The sequence below is a fragment of the Desulfopila inferna genome (genome assembly GCF_016919005.1).
Lineage (GTDB): Bacteria > Desulfobacterota > Desulfobulbia > Desulfobulbales > Desulfocapsaceae > Desulfopila_A > Desulfopila_A inferna.
This window is the reverse complement of the sequence record NZ_JAFFQE010000009.1, coordinates 12,060-37,176: the sequence shown is the minus strand read 5'-3', so window position 1 is coordinate 37,176 and position 25,117 is coordinate 12,060. Positions and strand designations below refer to the sequence as shown.

22 protein-coding genes, 1 tRNA gene and 1 pseudogene are annotated in these 25,117 nt (G+C 47.9%); 13 read left to right on the top strand and 11 right to left on the bottom strand.

What is annotated here, in order from left to right; genetic code table 11:
- The first annotated feature begins 3 nt into the window (after positions 1–3).
- Positions 4–1,740, top strand: coding sequence for a type II secretion system ATPase GspE (gene gspE, locus JWG88_RS18780; RefSeq protein ID WP_205235335.1), 1,737 nt, complete (start codon positions 4–6; stop codon positions 1,738–1,740).
- Between the two features lie 90 nt (positions 1,741–1,830).
- A complete protein-coding gene (locus JWG88_RS18775) occupies positions 1,831–2,862 on the top strand; it encodes a phospholipase A (protein ID WP_205235334.1) in 1,032 nt (343 codons plus the stop codon).
- On the opposite strand, the gene JWG88_RS18770 is transcribed toward JWG88_RS18775, so the two are convergent.
- The 3 genes from JWG88_RS18770 to JWG88_RS18760 all read right to left on the bottom strand — a co-directional run bounded on the left by JWG88_RS18770 (position 2,846) and on the right by JWG88_RS18760 (position 5,915).
- Positions 2,846–4,048, bottom strand: a complete 1,203-nt coding sequence (locus tag JWG88_RS18770) for an MFS transporter (protein WP_205235333.1) — start codon at positions 4,046–4,048, stop codon at positions 2,846–2,848. The genes JWG88_RS18775 and JWG88_RS18770 overlap by 17 nt on opposite strands.
- Before the next feature lie 351 nt (positions 4,049–4,399).
- The gene (locus JWG88_RS18765; RefSeq protein WP_205235332.1) at positions 4,400–4,843 is read right to left on the bottom strand and encodes an acyl-CoA thioesterase; all 444 of its coding nucleotides are present in this window, start codon (positions 4,841–4,843) and stop codon (positions 4,400–4,402) included.
- A gap of 409 nt (positions 4,844–5,252) precedes the next feature.
- A complete protein-coding gene (locus JWG88_RS18760; protein ID WP_205235331.1) occupies positions 5,253–5,915 on the bottom strand; it encodes a 7-cyano-7-deazaguanine/7-aminomethyl-7-deazaguanine transporter in 663 nt (220 codons plus the stop codon).
- Positions 5,916–6,579: 664 nt separating this feature from the next.
- On the opposite strand from JWG88_RS18760, the gene JWG88_RS18755 reads away from it, so the two are divergent.
- Genes JWG88_RS18755 through JWG88_RS18740 form a run of 4 tightly spaced genes read left to right on the top strand, consistent with a single transcriptional unit; the run spans position 6,580 to position 9,418 of the window.
- Complete coding sequence (locus JWG88_RS18755; protein ID WP_205235330.1) at positions 6,580–7,458, top strand: ATP-grasp domain-containing protein; 879 nt, start codon at positions 6,580–6,582, stop codon at positions 7,456–7,458.
- Between the two features lie 4 nt (positions 7,459–7,462).
- Positions 7,463–8,371 (top strand): ABC transporter ATP-binding protein, encoded by a 909-nt coding sequence (locus tag JWG88_RS18750; RefSeq protein WP_205235329.1) that lies wholly within the window; start codon positions 7,463–7,465, stop codon positions 8,369–8,371.
- Positions 8,368–9,135: an ABC transporter permease gene (locus JWG88_RS18745; protein ID WP_205235328.1), complete on the top strand. Its 768-nt coding sequence runs from the start codon at positions 8,368–8,370 to the stop codon at positions 9,133–9,135. The genes JWG88_RS18750 and JWG88_RS18745 overlap by 4 nt, the downstream gene beginning before the upstream one ends.
- A gap of 37 nt (positions 9,136–9,172) precedes the next feature.
- Positions 9,173–9,418 carry a glutathione S-transferase N-terminal domain-containing protein gene (locus tag JWG88_RS18740; protein ID WP_205235327.1) on the top strand — a complete coding sequence of 82 codons (246 nt, stop codon included), beginning with the start codon at positions 9,173–9,175 and terminating at the stop codon, positions 9,416–9,418.
- A gap of 177 nt (positions 9,419–9,595) precedes the next feature.
- Here JWG88_RS18740 and JWG88_RS18735 read toward each other — a convergent pair whose 3' ends face one another.
- The 5 genes from JWG88_RS18735 to JWG88_RS18715 form a co-directional block, all read right to left on the bottom strand.
- A complete protein-coding gene (locus JWG88_RS18735; protein ID WP_205235326.1) occupies positions 9,596–11,152 on the bottom strand; it encodes a GNAT family N-acetyltransferase in 1,557 nt (518 codons plus the stop codon).
- Between the two features lie 148 nt (positions 11,153–11,300).
- Positions 11,301–12,425, bottom strand: coding sequence for a heterodisulfide reductase-related iron-sulfur binding cluster (locus JWG88_RS18730; RefSeq protein ID WP_205235325.1), 1,125 nt, complete (start codon positions 12,423–12,425; stop codon positions 11,301–11,303).
- A 153-nt stretch (positions 12,426–12,578) separates the two neighbouring features.
- Positions 12,579–13,415, bottom strand: a complete 837-nt coding sequence (locus JWG88_RS18725) for a sulfurtransferase (RefSeq protein ID WP_205235324.1) — start codon at positions 13,413–13,415, stop codon at positions 12,579–12,581.
- Positions 13,416–13,434: 19 nt separating this feature from the next.
- The gene (locus JWG88_RS18720) at positions 13,435–14,118 is read right to left on the bottom strand and encodes a TVP38/TMEM64 family protein (protein ID WP_205235323.1); all 684 of its coding nucleotides are present in this window, start codon (positions 14,116–14,118) and stop codon (positions 13,435–13,437) included.
- A gap of 267 nt (positions 14,119–14,385) precedes the next feature.
- Entirely contained in the window at positions 14,386–15,483 is a 1,098-nt protein-coding gene (locus tag JWG88_RS18715) for an AI-2E family transporter (protein WP_240194611.1), read from the bottom strand.
- Between the two features lie 185 nt (positions 15,484–15,668).
- Here JWG88_RS18715 and JWG88_RS18710 point away from each other — a divergent pair, with 185 nt between their 5' ends.
- From JWG88_RS18710 to JWG88_RS22250, 5 genes are all read left to right on the top strand, one after another.
- On the top strand, positions 15,669–16,751 hold the full coding sequence (locus JWG88_RS18710; RefSeq protein ID WP_205235322.1) for a branched-chain amino acid aminotransferase: 1,083 nt from the start codon (positions 15,669–15,671) through the stop codon (positions 16,749–16,751).
- 226 nt (positions 16,752–16,977) lie between these two features.
- Positions 16,978–17,265 carry a co-chaperone GroES gene (gene groES / locus JWG88_RS18705; protein ID WP_205235321.1) on the top strand — a complete coding sequence of 96 codons (288 nt, stop codon included), beginning with the start codon at positions 16,978–16,980 and terminating at the stop codon, positions 17,263–17,265.
- A gap of 63 nt (positions 17,266–17,328) precedes the next feature.
- On the top strand, positions 17,329–18,984 hold the full coding sequence (gene groL, locus JWG88_RS18700; RefSeq protein ID WP_205235320.1) for a chaperonin GroEL: 1,656 nt from the start codon (positions 17,329–17,331) through the stop codon (positions 18,982–18,984).
- A 230-nt stretch (positions 18,985–19,214) separates the two neighbouring features.
- Positions 19,215–19,291: transfer RNA gene (locus JWG88_RS18695), tRNA-Met, on the top strand.
- 90 nt (positions 19,292–19,381) lie between these two features.
- On the top strand, positions 19,382–19,570 hold the full coding sequence (locus JWG88_RS22250; RefSeq protein ID WP_353740704.1) for a DUF6538 domain-containing protein: 189 nt from the start codon (positions 19,382–19,384) through the stop codon (positions 19,568–19,570).
- A 289-nt stretch (positions 19,571–19,859) separates the two neighbouring features.
- On the opposite strand, the gene JWG88_RS18690 is transcribed toward JWG88_RS22250, so the two are convergent.
- From JWG88_RS18690 to JWG88_RS18680, 3 genes and pseudogenes are all read right to left on the bottom strand, one after another.
- Positions 19,860–21,071, bottom strand: coding sequence for an IS256 family transposase (locus tag JWG88_RS18690; RefSeq protein ID WP_205235319.1), 1,212 nt, complete (start codon positions 21,069–21,071; stop codon positions 19,860–19,862).
- 326 nt (positions 21,072–21,397) lie between these two features.
- The gene (locus JWG88_RS18685) at positions 21,398–22,507 is read right to left on the bottom strand and encodes a hypothetical protein (protein WP_205235318.1); all 1,110 of its coding nucleotides are present in this window, start codon (positions 22,505–22,507) and stop codon (positions 21,398–21,400) included.
- A gap of 42 nt (positions 22,508–22,549) precedes the next feature.
- Positions 22,550–22,812, bottom strand: a pseudogene (locus JWG88_RS18680) (IS3 family transposase); the annotation flags it as partial.
- A 140-nt stretch (positions 22,813–22,952) separates the two neighbouring features.
- Here JWG88_RS18680 and JWG88_RS18675 point away from each other — a divergent pair.
- Together JWG88_RS18675 and JWG88_RS18670 are read left to right on the top strand one after the other, a co-directional pair.
- Complete coding sequence (locus JWG88_RS18675) at positions 22,953–23,630, top strand: AlbA family DNA-binding domain-containing protein (RefSeq protein WP_205235316.1); 678 nt, start codon at positions 22,953–22,955, stop codon at positions 23,628–23,630.
- A gap of 1,244 nt (positions 23,631–24,874) precedes the next feature.
- Entirely contained in the window at positions 24,875–25,114 is a 240-nt protein-coding gene (locus tag JWG88_RS18670; RefSeq protein ID WP_205235315.1) for a hypothetical protein, read from the top strand.
- Positions 25,115–25,117 lie beyond the last annotated feature (3 nt).

The following is a 25,117-nucleotide window of genomic DNA, read 5'->3' as shown; positions in this document are numbered from 1 at the left end:
TATATGATACGACCTGAAGAAATAGCAATAGAGGAAAAAGTCAGTCATCCGCCAATCAAAACTCTTGCGGATATCCTCATAGAACAGGTGGGTCTCACTCCCGCCCAGATCGCCGGGGCTGCCGAAGTTCAGGAGGAAACCGGCGAAGATCTCGGCCAGATCCTGTTGAAGCAGAAGGTCATCGATGAAATTGAATTGCTCAGAGCCCAGGGGGCGCTGTTCGGTCTGGATGTCAAAACATCCCTGCCCGCGGATATACATACCGAATTCACTTCGGATGTGTCCATAGGGTTTCTCAAGGCCAACCGGATAGTGCCGGTTCAGACAGAGGAAGATCTCTTTTTTGCAGTTAACGATCCCTATGTCTTTCAACCTCTCGACGATCTTCGCAAGGTATTATCCCTGGAAACGGCGCGTTGTGTGCTCTGTCCCAATGCAGCGATTGTCAGCGCCATAAATTTTGCCTACGATATGACCAGGGACAGTGCCGAAGAGGTGATGCAGGGTATGGATGAGGAAGATGCCGAGGCTCTGTTCTCCGAGATCGAAGAGACCGGCGACCTGCTGGACGATACCAGTGATGCGCCGGTCATCAGATTGGTGAACCTGATGTTTGCCCAGGCTGTGCGGGATAATGCCTCAGATATTCATATCGAGCCCTACCAGAACAGCCTGAAGATCCGGCAGCGGCTTGATGGTATCCTTTATGATATGCTTTCTCCGCCAAAGCATGTGCAGTCGGCCCTTATATCCCGCATCAAGATCATGGCGAAATTGAATATTGCCGAAAAGCGCCTTCCCCAGGATGGCAGGATAGAGTTGAAAATCGCCAATAAGGAAATTGATGTCCGTGTGTCAACCCTGCCCACCGCCTTTGGTGAACGGGTGGTGCTGCGGCTTCTCGATAAATCATCCATTCTCATCAGCCTGACTGATCTCGGCATGCCCAGGGACAGGCTGGATAAATTCTCCTCCGAGATAAGGGCGGCCAACGGCATCATTCTGGTAACCGGGCCGACAGGCTCGGGAAAGACAACCACACTATATGCGGCGCTCACAACCATCAACAGCACCGATGTCAATATTATCACCGTCGAAGATCCTGTGGAATATCGGATCAGCGGGATCGGGCAGGTCCAGATCAATCCCAAGATAAACCTGACCTTTGCCTCGGGACTTCGGTCCATTGTTCGTCAGGATCCCGATGTCATTCTGGTTGGTGAGATCCGTGATACCGAGACCGCCGAAATTGCCATCCAGTCGGCACTGACGGGACATCTGGTTTTTTCCACTCTGCATACCAACGATTCCGCAAGCGCCGTCACCCGGCTTCGGGATATGGGAATCGAGCCTTTTCTCATCTCTTCATCGGTCAACGCCATTCTGGCCCAGCGGCTGGTTAGAATCATCTGCAGCGATTGCCGGGAAGAGTATATCCCGGAGGCAGAAGAGCTGAAAAAGCTCGGTATCGCTCCCGAGGAGGCAGTTGGTAAAAAGGTTTACCGTGGACGAGGCTGCGGCAAATGTCATCATACCGGTTACCGCGGCAGGTGCGGTATCTTCGAATTGATGCTGCTCGACAAGGAGATGAAAAATACCATTCTCAAAACCTCCGATTCCAATACCATCAAAAGACTCGCCGTGGAAAAAGGCATGACTACCCTGCGCCAGGATGGAGTCCAGAAAATATTCGACGGAGTGACCACCATCGAGGAAGTATATCGGGTGGCCCACGAGTAACCTTCCAGATACCTCCAGAGCTTCAGACTAATCTGCTAATCCGCCACGGTATGACGATAGAGCTTTTACCACTGCGGAGCGTGTGAATATATGAAATATATACTAGTAAATTCTGTCAGTTCCATGCTGATTATCTGCTGCCTTCCGTTGTACTCTTTTGCCACAGATTCACTGGAAAAACTCTCCCCGGAGTCATGCCTTGCTGAAATGATTCTCACCGCCCCTGACGATATGACGGCAGGTGAGATGCGTTCACGCTGTCAGGAGCAGGCGGCGGGTACCGATGCCGCAGTCGGTGATGAAGATGCCGGAGAGATAAATGCCGTTGAGCGCAGGTTGTCCGTGGATGAGCGCAACATCTTAAGGCCTTTCACGATCATGGCCCATCGGCAGAATTATTTTCTTCTGGCCGGCCATAATTTTCAAGGATACTCCGAAGCAGGGTATCCTAATGCGGGCGATGAGGATCTCTCTTTCAAAAATACGGAAACACATTTTCAGCTGAGTATTAAAACACCGCTTGCTGCAGATCTTTTCGACAGGAATGTTAATGTCTTTGCCGCTTATACCTTACGCTCGTTCTGGCAGCTTTATAATGGAGACGCCTCTTCACCCTTCAGGGAAACCAATCATGAACCGGAATTGTGGCTGCAGGCCCATCCCGATTTCGAGATATTCGGGTTCAGCAACACCGCAGACGTCTTCGGTATTGTGCATCAGTCTAATGGGCAGTCGGGGAGACTTTCCCGCAGCTGGAATAGAATTTATGCCGATTTTATATTCCACAGAGGTGATTTCGTCGTTTCAATAAAGCCCTGGATCAGACTTGAAGAAGATGAAGATGATGACGATAATCCTGATATTACCGATTATCTCGGGCATGGAGAACTGAGACTTGCCTATCGGCTAAATGACCAAACCTTCACGCTGATGAGCAGAAATAACCTCGAGTCCGGTTTCTCTAAAGGATCTTTGCAGTTGGGCTGGAGTTTTCCCCTGTTAGACTACCCCTACATCAGAGGCTATGTCCAATACTTTTCCGGATATGGTGAAAGCCTGATCGATTACGATAATTACGTCAACAGGATAGGTGTCGGCGTCCTGCTCACCGATCTTCTCTGAAATGCTTGATTTTCTCTGCCTCCTCACGGCGGTTATGCAGCAGGATCATTCCTGAGGCAGCAAGCGAAATGAGAAAAACCGCGCAGCTGGCAACGGTATACGCAAATACGATGCCCCATATGTCCATACTGACCCCGGAAATCACGGCACCCGTGAATACGCCGATACTCATGGCAAAGCTGAAGACACCCATCATGGTGCCATGTCCGTAATTTTCCTTGGCCTCGATTGAGGCATAGGCGCCAAGGACGGCCCAGACGGCGGCCTCTTCGGCACCGAGAAGAAGATACAGGAGGAGCATTTTGGGAAAGGTGTCCATCCAGGGAATGAATAGAACCGTCAACGCCAGACAGCAGCTGCCGACAACTAGAATGATGAGTTTGTTGAATCGATCGGAAAGCTTGCCGAAGGGCACCTGCAGCAGGGCGTTTATCAGAGTTCTTGCGGCGATGACAATGCCTATCTGCAAGCCGCTGCTGTTGCCCCACCCGGCCATGAGCAGAGGGAGAAAGGCCATGGTGGGTACCATGATAATCATGGTGCCGTAGCGGGCCAGAAGAATTCCGCCGGTTTTTAAACTGCCTGCCATTTTTTTGAAGCTCTGCAGCATTCCCGCAACATGGCGTGTGTCTGAAGGAACATGCGGGGGCATGTAGGAAAGAACCAGAAGAAAAGCCATAAGACTCAGGACCGCCATGAGGTGAAACACCGCGGGGAATCCCGCGGCATCGTAAATCAGACCACCTATAATGGGACCGCAGCCGATTCCGGAGAAAATCGCTATGTTGAGATAACTCATATAGCGTCCCTCTTCGCCGCGGGGGGCGAGCAGGCTGAGGTAGGCCATTGCTATGGGAACTATCATGGCGGAACCGACGCCGTGAAAACTGCGGATGGTAATGAGCTGACCGATATTCTCGGCCTGCGGAATCAAGAGTCCGACGATTCCATAGATGAGGAGTCCGGTGGCGAGAAAACTTTTTCGGCCCCAGCGGTCCGAGAGATTGCCCACCAGCGGAAGCAGCAAACCCCGGGTCATTGAAAATGCCGCTATTATCATGCCCAGGGAGAATCCGCCGGCCCCGAGTTCTCCAGCAAATACCGGCATTATGGGAACAATGATGCCGATACCGAGAAAAGCGATAAAAACCGAGAGCAGCAGGGTGATGAGGGTATTGTTTTTCATCCGCACTGCGCTACAGTTCTTCTGGATATTAACGGTTCGGCAGGAAGAGTCATCTCGGGATAAAGGCTATAGGGAATTTTCAAAATACAAATCTGTCTTGGTTTTCTTTTCAGATACACCATAAGTGCAGTGTGCAAAAATAACAGGGGCTTCAGGTTCAGTTTTTAGTGTCTTGCTCTCGAAACGATATTAAAAACCAGCAGGTTGACTACTGCCAAGGTACTTATGCCCCTCAAGGAGGGGACCGGACAGAGTCCCGGCCGGTTTACCGGCTTTCAGGGATTAGTAACTATTCAGCAAAGAGCTGACAACAGCAGTTTAACTTGAACTGGATGGACGTCTTCCGCTCATCTATTGGGAATAATCGGGCAGTAAGGGAAAGCAGGCCTTTACCTCTTCAGGTATGACGCAGGGGCGGCCCCCGGAGTTCACATGAACCCAGTCGGTTTGGCCCCGTGCCAGCACCCTACCATCCTTTTTGTTGAGGAACTGATATTTGCGAAGGGAGCGGACCTTGCGGAAATCCACAACCCAGGTGACGGCAACTATTCGATCACCGGCAAAAGCCGGTCTAAGATAATCAATGGCGTGCGAGCGCACTATCCAGCTGCATCCCCTTTCTTCGATTGCGGCAGTGCCGCCGCAGACCTCTGAATGACGCACGGCAATATCCTGCATCCACTGGATGTAGACGACATTATTGACGTGTCCGTTTTGGTCGATGGTCTCAGGGGTTACGGTAAATTCATGACAAAAAGGTGCATCTGTATGAGTAGAACTGCTGCCTGTTTTCATTGTTCGATGATCCAATTTTTTATCTGACTACCAATGAATTTCAGCCAGTTTCATTCTGCTTCCCTTGGAGATCTTACAAAAGCCCATTTTCACCGTCGTTCAGGAATCGCTTGATCGGGAAGGAGAAACTATACAACCGAAAATATACTAGATTACTTGCCTGAAAGACAAATATTTTTTGCTGAATTTTATGGTAATAAAAATCTTATGTATAAAGCAGTTATGAACTATATCGTAGTCGGATTAGAGCATCCATCCAAGTAATAAATGATTAAAACAAGATGTCCATGAGGTGATTCGTCGCTCATTGTAATTTTCAAAAGGCCTAATACTTAAAATATTACTTGATATTGCGGCGCTCGAAACTTCCTGCAGGCTAAGTTCAAGCAGGATCTATGAATTATCTGCGCTATCCTGCTATCGCTCTTTCTGCATTGCCGATCAATATTTTCTCGGTCAGATAGCGAAGAAGCACACCGTACAGAGGAAGAAAAAGCAGCATGCTCACCGTGATTTTGAAACCATAATCGAGTGCAGCTATTTCCGGCCAGTGCGCCGCCATAAAACTATCCGAGGATGCCCAGAAGGCTACTCCGAAGAAGATGATGGTGTCCAGCAGGTTGCCGAGCAGGGTCGAAGCGGATGGAGCAACCCACCACTTGCTGCTGCGGCGCAGTCCGGCAAATACCTTTATGTCGAGAAGCTGTCCAAAGACATAGGCGGTAAAACTTGCCAGGGCGATACGAAAAACGAAAAAATTGACTTCTGTAAGTCCTTGCATTCCCTGAAAAATTCCTTCAAAAAAGAGTACCGAAAAGAGATAGGAGACGGCCAGGGCCGGAAGCATCGCTCCGAAAATAATCCTTCTGGCTTCAACCGCACCGAAAACACGAACGGTCAAATCGGTTGCCAGAAAGATGAAAGGAAAACTAAAGGTTCCCCAGGTACTATGCATGCCGAAGATTTGTAAGGGCAGTTGCACCAGATAGTTGCTCAGGGCAATGATGAGAATATGAAAACCGATGAGAAAAAAAAGAGCGCGCCGCGTCTGCGCTGCGGTAAGAGAAAGCATGGAATTCCTTTTTGGTTGTCGGGGTGAGGGAACCCGAATGTTGTTTTAATGCCTCTGGATCATATAACAGTTGTTCTGTTTCACCTTACATTGAAGAATGGGCATTGTACCTGATTTTTAAGCACTGACAAGGAATTTTACCATACCTTACACTAAAAAAACGACAACCTTCTTTTTGCCGGAACAAGGCCATTGGCTTAGCAGAGGGAAGGGTGAGCCAATGCCGGCGGGCTTTGATATTCTGCAATCTTAAATAATCTCGAAAAAAGTTGCCACGATGCCAGGTGGCTGGATAATAATTTCGATATACAAGGTGCAAAATATTTGGCAGGTGTTCGACCAGTATACCGAACACCTGCCAAAAACTCAGCAACACGGGAGATCGAGCTTTCTCGAAGTCGGAGTTTATGCCCGTATGGGTGCTTATCGCGCCGCCATCAATCTTGACCAATTGGAAATCCATGTATATTGTCGCAATGAGTCGTATTTTTGCGATTGCCGGAGATGCCCGTGAAATCTTTGGCGATATATAAGGATTCTGCGGCTTATGATTCTGTTTTTCTGTTGCGAGGGCAGGAGAGAAATTTTGCGCGACAGTGAAGTCCTTTGCTGAGTCTTCATCCTATCCAAGATTTAATCCGAACTACTTTACTGGAGAAATGCAATGAAATGGCTTGTTGTTCTCGATCCCATCGAAGGACTTGCTCCTAAGACAGACACCTCCATTGCCCTTATCAATCAGGCTCGAAAAAACGGCATTTACGTTGATACAGCAACCATCGAGAAGCTCTTTTTTGAGACCCAGGCCGCTGTACTGGCAACAGATGCCGCAGGGTTTGAGGAAGTAAAACCCCTGCAAAGCTACAATTTGATTCTGATGCGTAAAGAACCTCCATATGATATGGCTTTTCATTATGCAACCCAGATTCTCTCCTTGTCCGGTACGCTGGTGGTCAATGATCCTGCCTCGCTGCGCAATTTTAACGAGAAGCTGATCGCTCTTTCATTTCATAAATTCATGACACCGACACTGGTAAGTTCGGATATCGGTGTTATCGAAGATTTTCTGGAAAGGCACGAGAGCTGCGTGGTAAAGGCCCTCGACAGTTTTCAGGGTAAATCGGTAATGAAAATTAATGCCGCAGATACCACCAGTCTGCCTGCCCTCACCGGCGGCGGCAAAAGCCCGGTCATGGTGCAGAAGTTTCTCGATCGGGTTTATGAAGGCGATAAGCGGGTCTTCATGCTGGGCGAGAGCTACCTCGGCGCGGCCATGCGCCGACCGAAGAAAGGATATCACGCCAATTTTGCCAACAGTGAAGCACTCAAAGCCGATCTGACGGCACGTGAGCGCGAGATCATCGGGGAACTCGGGCCTTGGCTGGTTGAACGGGGAATACACTTCGTCGGCCTTGATTTAATCGGAGAGCACCTCACTGAAATAAATATTACCTGTCCTACGGGCATCGTGCAGATTTCCGAGCTTGAAGGGAGAAATCTGGCCCAGGAAACTATCGAGTACTTTATCAAACTGGTTAAATAAGCAAATGAATGCCTTATCGATTACCGATCTTCACAAAACATACAACAGCGGAGTCACGGCACTCGAGGGAGTAAGCCTGGATGTCGGCGAAGGCGAGTTCTTTGGTCTTCTTGGGCCCAATGGGGCCGGGAAGACAACGGTTATCGGCATTGTCACCTCTCTTGTTATAAAAAGCAGCGGCACCGTCAAAGTCTTCGGAGTGGATATTGATCAGGATTTCCCGGCGGCCAAGCGCCTTATCGGAGTTGTGCCGCAGGAATATAACTTCTCCATTTTCGAGAAGGTGCTGGACATTGTCACCCAGCAAGCCGGCTATTACGGCATGCCCCGCGGCGAGGCGATGGTCAAGGCTGAAAAATATCTGAAGAAACTCGGTCTTTGGGATAAGCGCAATGCCGTTGCCCAAGAGCTTTCCGGGGGAATGAAACGACGGCTGATGATCGCCCGTGGCCTGGTTCATGAGCCGAGGCTGCTCATTCTCGATGAACCCACAGCCGGTGTTGATGTCGAACTTCGCCGCGGTATGTGGCGGTTTCTTGAAGAGATAAATAAAGAAGGTATCACCATTATCCTGACAACACATTATCTTGAGGAAGCGGAACAGCTCTGCAGCAGAATCGGGATTATCAATCACGGAAAGCTCATATCCAATACAAGCAAGCGGGAATTGCTGCAGAAACTTGATTTTGAAACCTTTATTTTCGACACCAGAGAACCTGTGAGAGATATAGCCCCGCTTGACGACATGATTTTCAGGATGGTTGATGAAACAACGATCGAGGTCACCAAGAGCAGAGCGCAGTCGGTCAATAGTATATTCGAACACTTTATCCGCCAGAACATAGTCATCGAGAGCATGCGCAATAAATCAAACAGGCTGGAAGAATTATTCATGGGGATGGTAGAGCAATGAAGAAAGATCTGATTTCCCTGGGGAGTATTGCCCGAAAGGAGATGATCCGGATATTTCGAATCTGGATACAGACCCTGGTGCCTCCGGTAATTACCATGACCCTCTATTTTATCATATTCGGTAATTTCATAGGTTCTCAGCTGCGCGATATCGGCGGTTACGATTACATGGCCTTTATCGCCCCCGGCCTCATTATGATGTCGATTATCACCAACTCCTATACCAATACCGTATCCAGTTTTTTCAGCACCAAGTTTCAGCGCAATATAGAGGAACTGCTGGTCAGCCCGACCCCGAGTTGGGTCATCGTCATGGGATACGTTGCAGGTGGCATGACCCGTGGACTGAGCGTCGGGATATTGGTTTCCATAGTAAGCCTTCTTTTTGTAAGGCTGCCATTGTACAGTGTCTTCTTTAGCCTCCTTTTCGCGGTTCTTACCAGTTTTGTCTTCTCCCTGGCCGGCATGATAAATGGTATTTTTGCCCGAAAATTCGACGATGTTTCCATTATTCCAACCTTTGTCATAACGCCGCTTACCTATCTTGGTGGAGTCTTTTACTCAATATCATTGCTGCCTGATTTCTGGCAGACAATATCAAAGGCCAATCCCATTATCTACATGATAGATGGTTTTCGTTACGGTTTTCTGGGTATTGCAGATATCAATATCTGGGGAGGTCTGGGAATGCTGGTGCTGTTTGCAGTACTGCTTTTTTCGGTCAACATTTATCTGCTGGAAAAGGGGACGGGAGTAAGGACCTGAAATAACAAAAAAATCAATAGAAAATAGTGGTGATGTAATGATTGATCTGTATATGTGGGAAAGTTGCCCTTTTTGCCGGAAGGTATTGCAGGCCGCGGATAGAATGGGATTACGGGAAGGTGAGCATTATAGAGTGATAAATGCCGCACCGGGTACTCCAGGAAGAGATGTGGTAGCCCAAAAAGGCGGCAAGGCCATGGTCCCTTTTCTGGTCGATGGCGCCACCTATATGTATGAGAGTGATGACATTATCGAGTATCTCCGAAAAAACGCCAAGGGATAAAGCATGGGCAATACCCCTCGCGTTATTCTGATCTAACCCCGGGAAGCCGGTAAACCGGCCGGGACTCGGTTCAGTACCCCCTTGAGGGGTATAAGTGCCTTGGCTATAGAGGCTAATTCACAAAAACTAATTCATCTCTTTTTCTTGTTTTTGTTACAGCTTTTAGCCAGTAAGGTACTAGATCGGTTCCTTTCCGCCCTCCGGTGAGCTGATCCAGCGCAGATCGTAGAGATCTGTACGTCTGCTCTCCGCGTTGCGTACACTTCCCTTGGCGCGCAGCTCTTTGAGAAGATCCAGGTCCAAATCGGCAATGAGGGTTGTTTCAATGCCCGGTGTGGCTTCGGCCGCGATGGCGTCATGGGGAAAGGAAAAGTCGGACGGGGTGAAAATCGCCGACTGAGAATATTGGATTCCCATGGTTTCCACTTTGGGAATGTTGCCGACGCTGCCCGAGATTGCCACGAAGCATTCGTTTTCTATGGCCCGCGCCTGGGCGCATCTTCTTACCCGCAGGTAGCCGGTTTTGGTGTCCGTCCAGAAGGGAACCAGTAGAAGCTTCATGCCTTTGATGGTCTGCAGTCGTGCCAATTCCGGAAATTCTATGTCATAGCAGATAAGAACCCCGACCTTGCCGACGTCGGTGTCGAAAACCTTGAGTTCGCTGCCGCCCGAAAAGTTCCAGTAGGTATCTTCCTCCGGGGTAATATGAATCTTCGCCTGGCTGTCCCAGGTGCCGTCCCGCCGGCAGAGGAAACAGACATTGTAGAGTTTGCCGTTTTCATGCAGGGTCGGCACACTGCCCGCCACTATATTGATATTGTAGGCAAGGGCAAGATCAACCATGGACTGCTGCAATTGCTCGGTAAAGCCGGCTAGCTGCCGCATGGCGTCAGCCGGATTGTTGCCATGGTAGGTGTGGATCAGGGGAGCGTTGAGCAATTCCGGAAAAAGAATAATATCGGCCTTGTAATCGCTGACGGTATCAACGAAAAACTCGACCTGCTGGAGAAAATCCTCAAAGGAGATGAACCTCCTCATCTTCCACTGCACTACCCCCAGCCTGGTGATGGATTTGGCTCCGCCGATCAGCTTGGTTTTCTTCTGATAATAGATATTCACCCATTCCAGCAGCACCGCATGGCCGCGGGAGCGATCGTCCTCAGGCCAATAGTTGTCGAGCAGGTTTCTGACATGAAAGTCATTGGAAAGCTGAAAGGTGAGCACAGGATCGGTCAACTCACGGTTCTTTACCTTGAGGATATATTGCTGCGGCGACATTTCGTGTGAGTGCTTGTAATACCCGGGAATGCGGCCGCCCAGCAAAATCCCCTTAAGATTGAGATTTTCGGCAAGCTCCTTGCGGACATCGTAGAGCCTTCTTCCCAGACGCATCCCCTGGTAATCGGGGTCGACAAACACTTCGATGCCGTACAGGTAATCGCCTTCGGGATCATGGGTTCTGAAGGTCCCTCCCCCGATTATCCGGTCATAGGAATGCTGTTCGCCGAAAAGGCTGAAGTCAATGATAAGGGAAAGGGCAATGGCCACCGCTTTGCCATTGTCTTCTATGCAGATCTGACCTTCGGGAAATCGCCTGATCAGTGTGGCAATTTCATCTTTTTCCCAGGAGGCGTCGACTCGCTTATAGGCGCGGTGGGAGATATCACGCAAGACTTCAAAATCTTCGAGACGAAGGTTTCGGGTAGTGAGTTTGTGTTCAAATTGATCGACCATAATTTGTTACCTGAATGAGAGAATATTGTTCTGCCTGGGGGCCTAGGACGAATATATAAACATCGAATCTCAGAAAAACAATCGGAGATTGTTTCAGCAAGAATAAGAAATCCTTTTCTATCTGCATGCACGAAATCTACAGAATTTTTTAACTAAGTGGATTAGGTAGTCGGTTTCTTGCGAGATTCATGGATCTCTGCAGCTGTTTTTTCAGGAGGAAGCGGTTGATATAGGTAAACGGCGGTTTTGCTGTTTTCTCTTTATGATGCAGTGTCTGTTCCGGAGCAAAGAGAAGGTCGAGGATATGGCTGCCGGCAACCTTGCCTGCCAGGGAGGTTGAGCAGCCAGCGCAATAGGTCACTACTCTGCATCCCCGGGCTTCCTGTTCCCTGATGCTGCTCCACCCTGCAGTGATCTCTGGTGCAATACCTGCAGCCCCCGCACCCTCGCCACAGCAGATGGCTCTTGAGCGGCTGTGCGGCATCTCGACGATGTCGGCGCCGGCGTAAGACGCAAGGATGCGGATGGAATCATGGATCTCCGGGGAGAAACGGGCTGTACAGGTGTCATGTATGGAAATCTTCAGGGCACAATGATTGTGCAGCGGCGGCGGGCTTTCGGCGAGCACCTGATAGACGGTCAAGGTATCAAATTGCGGGGCATGGTTTTTAAAGGTGATGTAGCAGCTGGGGCAGGCGGTGACGATTTTTTTAATGCCCCTGTCCTGCAGCTTGTTGATCAGAGTGGTAAAAGATGTATGAAATCTTTCATTTAAACCAAGGTCGTGAGACGGCTTGGTGCAGCAGTCAAGGACGATACCCATAGTCGGGGTGATGGTTCTCAGATGTTCGTAGGTGGCGCGGGTAACGGATGAGCGTGTAGCTGTCAGTGTGCACCCCGGAAAAAAGATCGTATCGCAACTATCCGGAAGAAGGTGCAGGGAGAGCAAAGAAGATGTGCCCAATGCCTCATAACGGCAGATCGTCCTATGCCCCTGAAGGACAGAGTCGCCGTTATGGCGGCTCCCGGAGGTACTCTGCACCGTTTCACGCATCAGCAGAAATGCTGCGGAACAATCGAGTTTTTTCGGACAGACCGCCTGGCACAGGCCACAGAGATTACAATGAAAGACCATGGTAAACTCTGCCGCCGGGCCGGCAAGAAAATTTGTGCTGATTTCCCCGGGGCTGCCGTTTTCCCGGAGAAAGGCACACTCTTTTCGGCAGAGTTCGCAGGAGACACATTCTTTCGCTATTTTTTGTATTGCCTGCACGTTTGTTCTTCCTTCGTTTTATTACAGGCCAGTCTCCATCGGCAATTCGTGAAGGGCGGACCATTCATAGATAGATGCTTCGTAGTTTCGTACTTTTTCAAAGCCAACTGCTTTGAGGATCATGGCTGTGTAGCCCGATCGAATACCCATGGTTCAGTAGAGAACGAAATCATCATCCGGATTCACTCCCATTGCCGCCAGAAGAGCGATAATCTCCTTGGATGATTTGGGAGTGGAGTCGGGATTAAGCAGGGTTGTCCATTCAAGCCATTCGGCATTTTTAATATGACCCCCTCGTGCTTCACCGCGTGAGGTGTCATCTCCGCTGTATTCCTTTTTGCTGCGCACATCGATAATCTTGAGTTTATCCAGGTGAGTCGAGACAAAGTGAAGGTCGGCGCGATAATTTTCATTGTATGGCTGCAGCACCAGTCCTGCTGAGGGAGTGATTTCCGGAATCTCCCGGGTCAACTCGTAGCCCGCTTGGCGCCACAGGGACATGCCGCCATAGAGCAGCCTGACATTGTCGAGCCCGGCCATACGCAGCTGCCATACGGCCCTGCCGCCGGCTCCCGGACCCTTGAAAGTATCAGAGTAACAGACAATCAATGATTCCTTGGTTATTCCGAAGGATTCAAGTTTTGCCTTCAAATCTTTGGGTGGCAGAATCGTTCCCCATCCCGCATCACCGGGCTTTCCCTGAGATCCCGAAAGACCTTTGAAGCCGATATTTATAGCCCCCGGGATATGACCTTTGGCGTAAACCTTTGGGTGATTTCCATCAAGAATGACAAGGTTTTTATCCAGCAGCTTTTCGAGGAGTTCTTCAGGGGTGATAAAAATATTCGCTCCATTTTTGTAAAGAGACAGGTCGATCTCGTTAATTGCGGCCGGGTTCGTTTCCGGAGGGTTGTTCCTGGCGGACCATGAAATAAGGCCGACAGCGGCGACAATTGCAATAGCCGCCCCAGTAATAATCAGATGTTTCATTTTTCAAAAATACTCCTGTTTATGAGATTTGTGCCGGTTGTTTTTTCGACCAAACTTTTTTGAGAAGAACGATCAGGACCGAGAAGGCAAAAAGGCTGAGCAGGCCAAGTACGAAAGTTCGACTGTTGCCGCTAAGCATTCCGCCGGCGTAGGAATAGATAAGAGTTGCCGGAAGCTGACCGATGCCCGTGGCCCAGAAAAACGAACGGAAGCTCATGGAAGTTAGACCGGCGGCGTAACTGACAATGTCAAAAGAGACAAAGGGGAGGAGGCGGGCAATCAGAATGGTATATTTTCCATGCTGTTTGAAGAAACGGTCGACTTCGCCCAAAGCCATTTTGGATGTCAGTTTTTCCGTCACTTCCCTGCCGAAATATCGGGCAATACCAAAACAGAGGGCAGCACCGGCCATAGCGCTTGCCCATGAAAGCAGCGCGCCGAAAATCCAGCCGAAAATAGCGGCGTTGGCAAAGGTTATCAGGAACGCAGGCAACGGGGCGATGAGTGACTGAAACAGCATTAAGGCAAAAGATATCAGAGGTGCCCATATGCCAAAGCTCAGGATGTAGCCTTTAATGGTGTCGACATCACAAAGACTGAAGAGGAAGAAAAGCTGTTCGATGGTTGAACGCACAGGCTCTACAAAAATACATATCAGAATAACGGCGAAAAAAGGTGGTATGGCTCTTACAGTTTTGCTCATGGGTAAGTGATTTATAATACATTGGTAAAAGCTTTGCGCTTCCGGGAAGTTAAGGTGATGAGCGGTTTGCATCGTCGGAGATACCGCTGTTTTCAGAAATTAGTATCCTGAATGATTCAATGTGTCCAATACTTATAACCTATCAGAAGTGCTCTAATTACAGGAAACTCCGATATCGGATTGGGGAAGGAGTGGGAGAAGGTTTTTCAGGCCAGGGGGAGAAACCTGCCGTGCTTCCTTTTCTATGGCAATTTATCAGGCACTGCCTTAATGTTTTTGTATATAATCGTCGTATTTCTTCAAATAAATCTCTGAGAGCGTCAGGAAGGCGGTGACAATCAGAGGACCGTAGATAATACCCAGGACCCCGTAAACACTGAGGCCGCCGATGATAGAAAGGAATACCAGCAGTGTGTGCATTTTCACCTGGTCGCCGACAAGCTTCGGTTTGAAGAGATACTCCATGGCAAGTGAAAGTATCAGGTAGAAAAAAAAGAGAAAAATTCCTTGTCCGACATTGCCGTTTACCACCAGAATAATGGCGGCAGGGATCATCACCAGCCCAATTCCAAAGATGGGCAGGAAGGCGAGGACGACCATGACTCCACCCCAGAGAATGGGGGAATTGAGACCGAGAATTGAAAACATGGCGCCGCCGAGAATACCCTGGATCAGGCCGCAGATACCGTTTCCCTTGAGAATGGCATTAGCGATTTCTTCAAATTTTCCGAGTAGAAGTCTATCTTCATCATCCGGAAGAGGGGATAATCTGATGATGAACTCAATGAGCCTGGGCTGATCGATGAGGAGAAAGAAAATCACCAGAATCATCATAAAAAAGAGGACCACGAACTGGAGAATATTGGCAGCCCAGCTGCTCGCCTGATTGTAGAGAAATAATCCTCCAGTTTTGGCAAGATAGGACAAGGTGTCGGTCACCTGAGAGGGCCTGAAGTCAAAGCCGACTTCACCCAGGTAGTTCCTCAAGTTGACGATAATAGGGCTTTCCTGAATAAATTCCTGCAGTTTGAGACCAACCCGGCTGTCCCTGCCCCATTGATAAAGCCCCAAGGCCTCTTCGGTTAAGGCAAGGGTAAAGAAAAGTAGAGGGATAAAGACAATAGTGACGACCAGAAGGCAGGTGAGTACCGAGGCCGACTTCGGCGGCAGTTTCCTGTTAAATAAAGCATATATCGGACGAAACAGGCTGGAGAGCAGGAAGGACAGCACCAGAATGGACCAGAATGGCCAGAGTATCTTGCCGAGAAAAAAAATGGAGATGAAGAAGACCAGCAGAAAGAATTTGACTCCCATGGGACTGAGTCCCTGGGGCTGTTGGTCATACGGTGTGAGTTGGTTATCCATTAAAAGGTGTCGAGATCAGTAATGCTAGGGGAAAATGCAATTACCATTGCCAAAATAAAGTCAGCTGGAGTATCCTTAATGTTTTGTGAAGTACCATCCGGTGGAAGACACCGGACGTGCAGTAGTATATAATGTATGGTCCATTTAGAAAAGGAAAATAACGGCATCTTAAGGAGATTGGATCGATGTGGCAAGATCTTGAGGTTACTCTGAAAAAATTAGACAAGAAGCAGCTGAAGCAAAAACCTGATCAGGGCAATCTCGGCTTTGGCGTTCATTTTACAGATCACATGTTTCTGATGAAATGGAACAGGGAACAGGGCTGGCACGACGCGGAAATCTGCCCCTTTCAGGATTTCAACATCAGCCCGGCGGCCATGGTATTCCATTATGGCCAGGCCATCTTTGAGGGAATGAAGGCTTATCGCGGAAAAGATGAGCAGATCTTCCTGTTCCGGCCCAAGGATAACTTTGAACGTATGAATTCCTCGGCGGTGCGTATGTGCATGCCCCGCCTTCCCGTGGAGAAGGTATTTAAAGGCCTCAAGGCTCTGCTTTACCTGGAACGGGAATGGATACCGTCGGCACCCGGAGCGACGCTCTATATCAGACCGACCATGGTTGCCATGGAACCGATGCTGGGCCTCAAGCCTTCAGGCAGTTACTATTTTTTCATTATCCTCTCCCCCGTCGGCGCCTATTACGCCGAGGGATTCAATCCGACAAAAATCTACGTCTCCGACAAATATGCCAGAGCCGTTAAAGGTGGGGTCGGTGAAGCCAAAACAGCCGGGAATTATGCCGCATCCCTGATGGCTTCGGAAGAAGCCAGAAACGCCGGCTATACCCAGGTGCTGTGGCTGGATGCCTGTGAACACAAATATATTGAGGAAGTCGGCACCAGCAATATCTTTTTCCGCATCAATGGCGAACTGATCACTCCTCCCCTTGGAGGATCGATCCTTCCGGGGCTAAGCAGAGATTCGGTCATCAAACTAGCAGGCCAGTGGGGTATTCCTGTAGTCGAAAGGCGGCTGACAATCGATGAGGTAATCGCTGCTTCCCGGGACAACAGTTTGCAGGAGGCCTTTGCTACCGGAACCGCTGCGGTAATATCTCCAGTGGGAGAACTCTCCTATAAGAGCGAGACCTACCTCATCAATGAGGGCAAAACCGGTGAACTTGCCCGGAAATTTTATGATGAGCTGCAAAAAATCCAGTTTGGTGAAAAAGAAGATAGTTTTAACTGGTCAGTGCGTGTCTGCTAAAGGCTTTCGGCATTTTTCTCCTCATCATTTTTACAGAATTACAATTGGTTGAGTCGTAGTAAGGGGCGGCAGCATTTTTTTGCAGCCGCCCCTTGATTTTTAATTTTCCAACCATATATTTTGGCCAGTCTCAAATTTGTGACCCGGGTCCGGGTTATTTTTTTAACTGGGAGGTCGATGTGCGGCCACTCATCATAGTAGAAATTAATGTAGATAGGAGGAAGTAATGAAAATTCGTCCATTAAACGATCGTCTTCTGGTCAAAAGATTGGAGGAAGAGGCAAAAACTGCAGGTGGAATTATTATTCCTGACAGTGCAAAAGAGAAGCCGGCAGAGGGCGAGGTTGTAGCGGTTGGGCCAGGAAAAAATAACGATAAAGGTGAACGTGTTGCCCTCCAGGTGAAAGAGGGTGATCGTGTACTCTTTTCTAAATACGGCGGAACAGACGTAAAGCTTGATGGTGAAGACTATCTCATCATGCGTGAAGATGACGTTCTTGGAATTATAGAATAAGTAATTATACCCCTCATATCCGCCCTTGCACCGCAGGGAAGATAACAAAAGGAGAATAAGATAATGGCTGGAAAAGATATCATTTATGGAGTCAAAGCCCGTGAACGCATCCTCACAGGCGTCAACACTCTTGCCAACGCTGTCAAAGTAACTCTCGGTCCCAAAGGACGCAACGTTCTCATGGAGAAATCCTTTGGAGCGCCCACTATTACTAAAGATGGTGTGACCGTTGCCAAGGAAATCGAACTCGAAGATAAATTTGAGAACATGGGCGCCCAGATGGTGCGTGAGGTTGCCTCGAAAACTTCCGACGTGGCTGGTGACGGTACCACCACGGCAACCCTTCTCGCTCAGGCTATCTACAGAGAAGGCGTCAAGCTGGTTGCTGCAGGCGGAAACCCCATGGAAATCAAACGCGGCATTGACAAAAGTGTAGAGCTTGTTGTCAGTGAGCTTGCTAAAATCGCCACCCCGACCAAAGAGCAGAAAGAGATTGCCCAGGTCGGTACGATTTCCGCCAACAGCGACGAGACCATCGGTAACATCATTGCCGAGGCCATGGATAAGGTTGGTAAAGAGGGCGTTATCACAGTGGAAGAAGCTAAGTCCATGGATACCACTCTGGACGTCGTTGAAGGTATGCAGTTTGATCGCGGCTACCTCTCTCCCTATTTTGTCACCGATCCCGACCGTATGGAAGTTTCCATGGAAGATCCCTATATTCTCCTGGTGGAGAAGAAGGTATCCAGCATGAAAGATCTCCTGCCGGTACTTGAGTCCGTAGCTAAAATGGGCAAAGGCCTTTTCATCATCGCTGAAGATGTAGACGGCGAAGCGCTGGCGACTCTGGTTGTCAACAAACTGCGCGGAACCCTCAATGTTGCCGCGGTTAAAGCTCCCGGTTTCGGTGATCGCAGAAAAGCTATGCTCGAAGATATCGCCATTCTCACCGGTGGACAGGTCATCACCGAAGATCTCGGCATCAAGCTCGAGAATGTTACCGTCAATGACCTCGGAACCTGTAAACGCATCGTGGTTGATAAGGACAATACCACAATCGTTGACGGCGCCGGCGACAAAGAGGCACTGGCCGGCCGCGTCAAGCAGATCCGTACCATGATCGAAGATACCACTTCCGATTATGACCGCGAGAAGCTCCAGGAGCGTCTGGCAAAACTGATCGGCGGTGTTGCCGTCATCAATGTCGGAGCTGCAACCGAGATTGAAATGAAAGAAAAGAAAGCTCGTGTTGAGGATGCTCTTAATGCTACCCGTGCAGCTGTCGAAGAGGGCGTTGTTCCTGGCGGCGGCGTCGCCTATATTCGTTGCCTCGCTGCCCTCGCTGCCCTCGAGCTCAAGGGAGAGCAGAAGCTTGGCAGGAACATCCTGCTGCGTGCACTTGAGGAGCCGGTTCGTCAGATCGCTTCCAACGCCGGGCGTGAAGGTTCCGTTATCGTTGAGCATGTTAAAACCCTCACCGGCGCGGAAGGCTTCAATGCGACCTCCGAAGAATATGAAGACCTTATTAAAGCCGGTGTTATCGATCCGGCTAAGGTTACCAGAACCGCTCTGCAGAATGCTGCTTCAGTTGCCGGCATGCTGCTGACCACGGAGTGTGTCATCGCTGAGATTCCTGATGAGAATGCAGGCGGCGGTGGTGGAATGCCTCCAGGAATGGGCGGCATGGGCGGAATGGGTGGAATGGGCGGAATGATGTAAGCCAGTTCCAATCAGCCTGAACTCACATAGTGAGTGTAGTATATAAAGAAGGAGGACCGCTCTTGCTGTGGTCCTCCTTTTCTAATATCGGTAGAGATATTATCGCCTTATTTTATACCGCCGTCCGGTCTTTGAGCCAGGGAATCCGGCCGGCAAATCAGGTGAAAGAGAGCGGAAAAAGATGTTGACACTCTTTCTTGAATAGAGTAATTATTTTCCCCTTATTGAATGGCGATGTAGCTCAGATGGTTAGAGCACACGGCTCATATCCGTGTTGTCCGGGGTTCAATTCCCTGCATCGCCACCAAGTTAATGATATTGCTGAATAAATTCACAAGTCAGCGATTTTAGGCCCATCTTTATCCACCCTCGTTATACACACGAGAGGAGGTAAACGATGGGCTTTTCTTTTTCCGCACAACCTGCATTCCTGTATCAGTCATCTTCCGGCTATATCTTCAGCTTACGTATTCCAAAGGACTTGAAAGCTCTTGTCGGCAAGACTGAGTTCAGATATTCTCTCCGTACTGGGGCGCTACGAGCAGCCAGATTTAGAGCAAGAAGCATCGCTTCCTTTATTCAATAATCAGAAGCACCTTGGATTACTTTTGTATTCAACCCGAGGAGACAAGAACGCATACATGCAGCTTTTCTTGCTCCCCTCGCATCAACTCTTCGGCCTCAGCGAGAGTGGTTCACTCCGCCAGGTAGTGTCAAATATTTTTCGCACATTTGATTTTGAGGTAGCCGTTTAATTCATTTTTTTCCTTTTCTTTCAATTTCTGGTCAAGCGCAGCAAAGGGGCAAAATACAAGGTTGTGAGCGAAGCGAGCACCCGGAGGGCTTGATCTTGTATTTTGGCACTGCTGTGCTCCTCACGCTACCTCCATCTGCTTTTCTATCTCCAACTCTCTCAGCAACTGCATATTCAGATAGCGCTTAGTACTCCACTTGGTTCCAGCTATATGACGAAGCCGTGCAGCAACCAGCATCAGTGCGGAATTGCCATCGGGAAAGGCGCCTACAACATTGGTCCTGCGGCGGATCTTCCGCATGATCCTTTCCAGAGGATTGTTTGTTCTGATTCTACGCCAGTGTTGGCTTGGAAAACTGTAATACGTCAATGTCTCGGCAATGCCTTCCTTGAGCTTATCAGCCGCCTGGTAGAGCTTCATTTTTCTCATCTTTACCTCTACCGCTGCAGCTTTTTCATGTGCCGCCTGGAGATCTTCAGAGGCATGAATTGCCTTGAGCATGATGGTCACCTCTTTCATCTTGGCCTTTGGCACTACGCTGAAGATATTGCGATAGAAATGAACAGTGCATCGTTGCCACATCGCTTCTGGAAAATAATCACCAACCGATTCAACCAGCCCCATACAGGCATCGCTGATGATTAACCTTGCTCCTTGCAAACCACGCTCTTTCAAATGCTGCAGGAAACCGGACCATCCGGCTCTGTCCTCCTTGGCTCCTTCGGCAACTCCCAGTATCTCCCGGTGGCCGCTGTGTGATACTCCAACGGCAACAAGGACAGAAACGTTTCTTACCTCACCAGCCCAGGTGCGCTTAAGCACAATTCCATCGAGATAAACGTATGGATGTTCACCCTTGATCGGACGATTCCGCCACTTTTCGATACGGGCATAGATCTTTTTGTTCAGGTTTGAGACTGTACCAGGGCTGACCTTTGTTCCCCATAGAGCCTGCGTTATATCTTCAACACGACGAACAGAGACACCTGCCAGGTACATCTCGATCATGGCCTCTTCAACGGAGGATTCCCGTCTTCGGTAACGTTCGATAATCGCTGTTTCGAACTTCTGCTGCCGGAGTTTGGGCACTTTTAATTCCACCTCACCGGCTTTAGTGTGCAGGTTTCTCTTGTAATATCCGGCTCGGGTGTCTTTGCGAGCCTCACTGCGTTCATATCTTGAGGCGTTACAGAGGGCATCTGCTTCGGCGTCAAGCATAGCATTGATGGTCTCCTCAACAGTTCCGCGGACGAGTTCTCCAAGATGATCTTGAATCTGAGATTCGTTAATCTCGATGACATTGCTTAATTTCTTTGTATAATCTCTTCTCATGGTGGCCTTTTCCTCTGGTTGATGGTTAACGTTTGGCGACTGCCAATTAACCATGTTGAGGCCACCTCTTCATTCTAAATGTGCGAAAATTATTATACGTTATCGTCCGTTCAGGTATACGTCAGGCCAAAACCTGTAAATGTGTTGACATAGGCAAATCTCATCGACTATTGGGTTTTACTTGCAAGATCCTCAGCAACGCTGCTCACAAAGAGATGGAAGGAAGTTTGTATGAATTTTGGACAGACACTAAGTAGTGCTGATGCTGGCTTTATTTTTTTGGTAAATAATTCGAATATATGCGAAGTTTTTGTTCGTACATGGTGCTAGGTTGAAAAAAAATGGGAGACAGCTTTCTTATATAATGAATATACATAGACGAAAGAATTAAAACTTTTTAAAAAAGGAGCATTGTTATAATACTTTGAGTCCTTGATCGATTCCCAATATTGCATCATTTCATTTTCTGCATCCCTATTATTTATATCTAAATGTGTACTTTCAGCAATATCATTGAAAATCCCTTCTTTGCTTTGAAAAAATGTCTTACCCATACATCTATTGCATTTTTTATAATATTCCAAAATCTGTTTTCGCTGATCAAGGCTAAGTAATCTGTATTTTTGCCTGCTAATATTTTCCTGCTCCTGGTGTGTCAAATTAGAAAAAAAATCCCTTACCGCCTCTAGCTCCCTTTTGTTTCGGGCTTTTTGATTACACAGTCTCATTACTTCAACATATTTATTATCAATCCGTGGGTTCATTCTGATTTCTTTCAGCGTCTCGATGTCATCTATTTGTAAAATATCAGCAAAATCAACACTCACACCGTGAGGCAAACTTTCTTTATCAAAAATTCTCATTATTATATTGTTTTTACCGAAAATTTCTGACCATATTGAAAGGCATTTATGATAATCGTGAAATCCTCCGAGAAAAGGTTTTCCACCATTCTCAGAAATATTGACTGGTACTCCTCCACATTTAACGATTTCATTATACATTGACTCTATGTAATCATCTTGACGACGTATATAGCAGACGATCTTTATCTCATATTTATCTAAATATTTTCTTAATCTACTAAGATGTGCCTGTCCTTCTGCAACTCCTAAACGCACAAATTCTTCAGAACTCAAAACAACAGTATCTCCAGCAAAAGAGTCAATTTCAGAAACAAGTTTTTTTATCAAAACTTCAGGGTCGGCTTTAAGAGAGAAGGAATTTTTGAACCATGGAGGACAATGAAGTCCTGCTTTTACACACATTAAAAGAGGAATGGCACTATGATGTTGCCCTTTGTATCCTCTTCTGCCTGTTTTTGGATAGAGAACGCCTTTTTTTAACAACCTTTTATAATTCTGACTCAATAAAAATTGAATCGAAGTCGAACCAGTTTTAAAATATCCAATATGTAAATATATAGTTTTCTGCATCTATTTTTTGAAAATCGATGGGAAAATTCAGTTTGTTTGAGAATGGGTGTGGTCTATCAGCGCTGTGCGCTCAATAATTCCACCTTGGTGAGCAAATCTTCTAAAAATCATTTTCCAACGTCAGCTGCCCAATCTTTGCAGGCAGCATCTTCGCTCAATTGCTTTTTATAAGTGGTGATCTGATTAGGATGCATTTCAAAATGCTGAGCTAGTTCTGCCAGTGTTTTATCTCCAGGCATCGCTGCTGCCATAGCGACTTTTGCCTTAAATGCTGCTGAGTGTCTCCTTCTCGTTCTTTTTGCCATTTTCTGCGACTTCATTAGAGTCCTATATTGGGTACTATAAGTAGCAGATTTGCAACTTAACAGCTTGTTCAATTTTTGGGAACTACTTCTAATTTGGAATTTATGCTGAATATTTACCGAAACCCAATCTGCACTCCGAAGTGCAGTCCATAGCCCGTAACCTCGAACCTCCTCTGATGGTGGAGTGTGAAGAGGTGGCAGGTGTTCTTGTCGTCTCTGTCCCGGCGAGTCGATTCAAGCCACACAGCTCATCGGGTAAATTCTATCTGCGTGAAGGCGCAACCTGCCAGCAGATGAATCGGGATGAGATCAGGGAGTTTTTCTATCGCGAGGGTCTGGTCTATTTTGATGAGAAGACAAATGACCGCTTTAATTGGCCCTCAGATCTGAACCGAGTCGCCTATGATGAACTGGTCCGGATTTGCGACATCACGCCTGCGCTGGACTCAGAGAGGCTGCTCGAAAATCTGGGCCTGCTCAAACAGCGACGGATGACCTATGCCGGTTCTCTACTCCTTTGTTCTACCTCCTCCTTGGTGGTGCCAGGATCCGCCGTCAACTGCTGCCTGTTTCAAGGCAGGACAACAAGCCGCATCCTCGACCAAAAGGTTTATGACGCAGATTTCCTAAGCAATTATCAGGCGGCGGTCAATTACCTGCTGGCCCATCTCAATACAGCCTACGAAATCGGCTTTGAACGTAAAGAGCGGCTGGAACTGCCGGAAGGCGCCCTCCGCGAGGCCCTGCTTAACGCCATGGGCCACCGGGATTACCTTCTTGCAACAGGGCTGCGATACCGGAAAGAATTCCGTCGGTAAAACAATCAATTTACCTGGTGAAACTTCTGAAACGCCTCGAACTTGAAGGGTTGAAGTTGCGGGAAGACTAAAAACGGAAGTGAAGAATTGCAAAGATGATCACTATTAAAGATGATTTAGGCAGGTGCTCTACTATTCAGAGATGCTCGATAGCGTCAAGAGCCCGAGTTTCATTGCCGTATAATTGATAACGAGTGTTGGAAATGTGATCTCAAGATATGAAGCTGTGTATACTCAGCTTGTTGTAGAAGTTACTTTTAATTGATGGGTAATTGCAGGAAGTATCTGTCTGCCTGTTACAGATGGGGCCTTCGAAAGTGGCGCAGATTCTTCCTTGAATCCACTGGATATACCGAGCATTGATATCATTTTAATGAATTCAAAAGACCGCAATAAACCTCATCAAAAAAAGTCTTGACTTGTAAATCATAGTATTGTAGAAAGACCTTTCTTTATCCACACGAGAGTGGGATGGAGATTATGATCACCTAAAAACAATAACTTAGGTGAGGCGAGATTCGATCCGGTGTAATTCCCTGCATCGCCACCAAGTTTCCAACAGCCCGATCTGGGCTTTTACATATTGGCCCTGTTAACGGAACATTGTTGCAGGGCCCCTCTTTTTTTAAACCCGAACACATTAAGCACCTTGTAGAGAGTGACTTGATGGTTCGGGTTTTCTTTTTTTATCCCTTCGGCACCAGAACACAGATGCTAAGCTTACCCGGCAACTCATTAAAAGTGCTGATCCGGAAAAGGCGGATAGAATGAGAGTAATTCTTTCAAGCCTGCAAATCCTGGACATAAAGAAATAGTTATTCCTCCTTTCGGCGCCCAGCTGATCAGTCGGGCAGCACCAACGGCATACCTTTTACGGCTCCGATGATTCGATCAGGGCAGAGACATCGCTGCCGATGAGACCGGCCCAACATAAGTGTGAGGTATTGAGATATAAGATTGTTGCGACTCTGAGAATTATCATGCAAAAAAAAATATTTCAAGACTAGATAAACACTCTTTCTCTGCAATTACAATGCATTTACAATAACATAATGCTTGCGCATTACGTCATGATTTGGCATGTTGAACTAATTATCTAACAACGGAACGTATTGGTTTGCAGATAGATGCACAGATCGGCCTGGTAACAGTCTGTTCTCGGAATTCACAGGATTCGTTTATAGTTTTGCTTTGGCTCTCGAACGAGAGGTAAATCATTCTTCTTCGTGATAAAGGAGACCACGATGGGAAAAGCAAAGATAGTTTTGTGTTTCGTATGTGCCCTGTTCCTGGCTTGTTGTAATGCCTTCACGGCGAAAGCAGGACATCCCTTAACTTTCATGGACACAGGTAATTCCCTTTCATCTGGTTTCCCTGGACATGGACAAAAATTCGGTGAACCCGACAAGACGATTCAAATGGAGTCGAAACGCCATGTGATCGGTTTTGCAAAAGATCGAATGTATATTGCAGGAAATGGGTAGGTA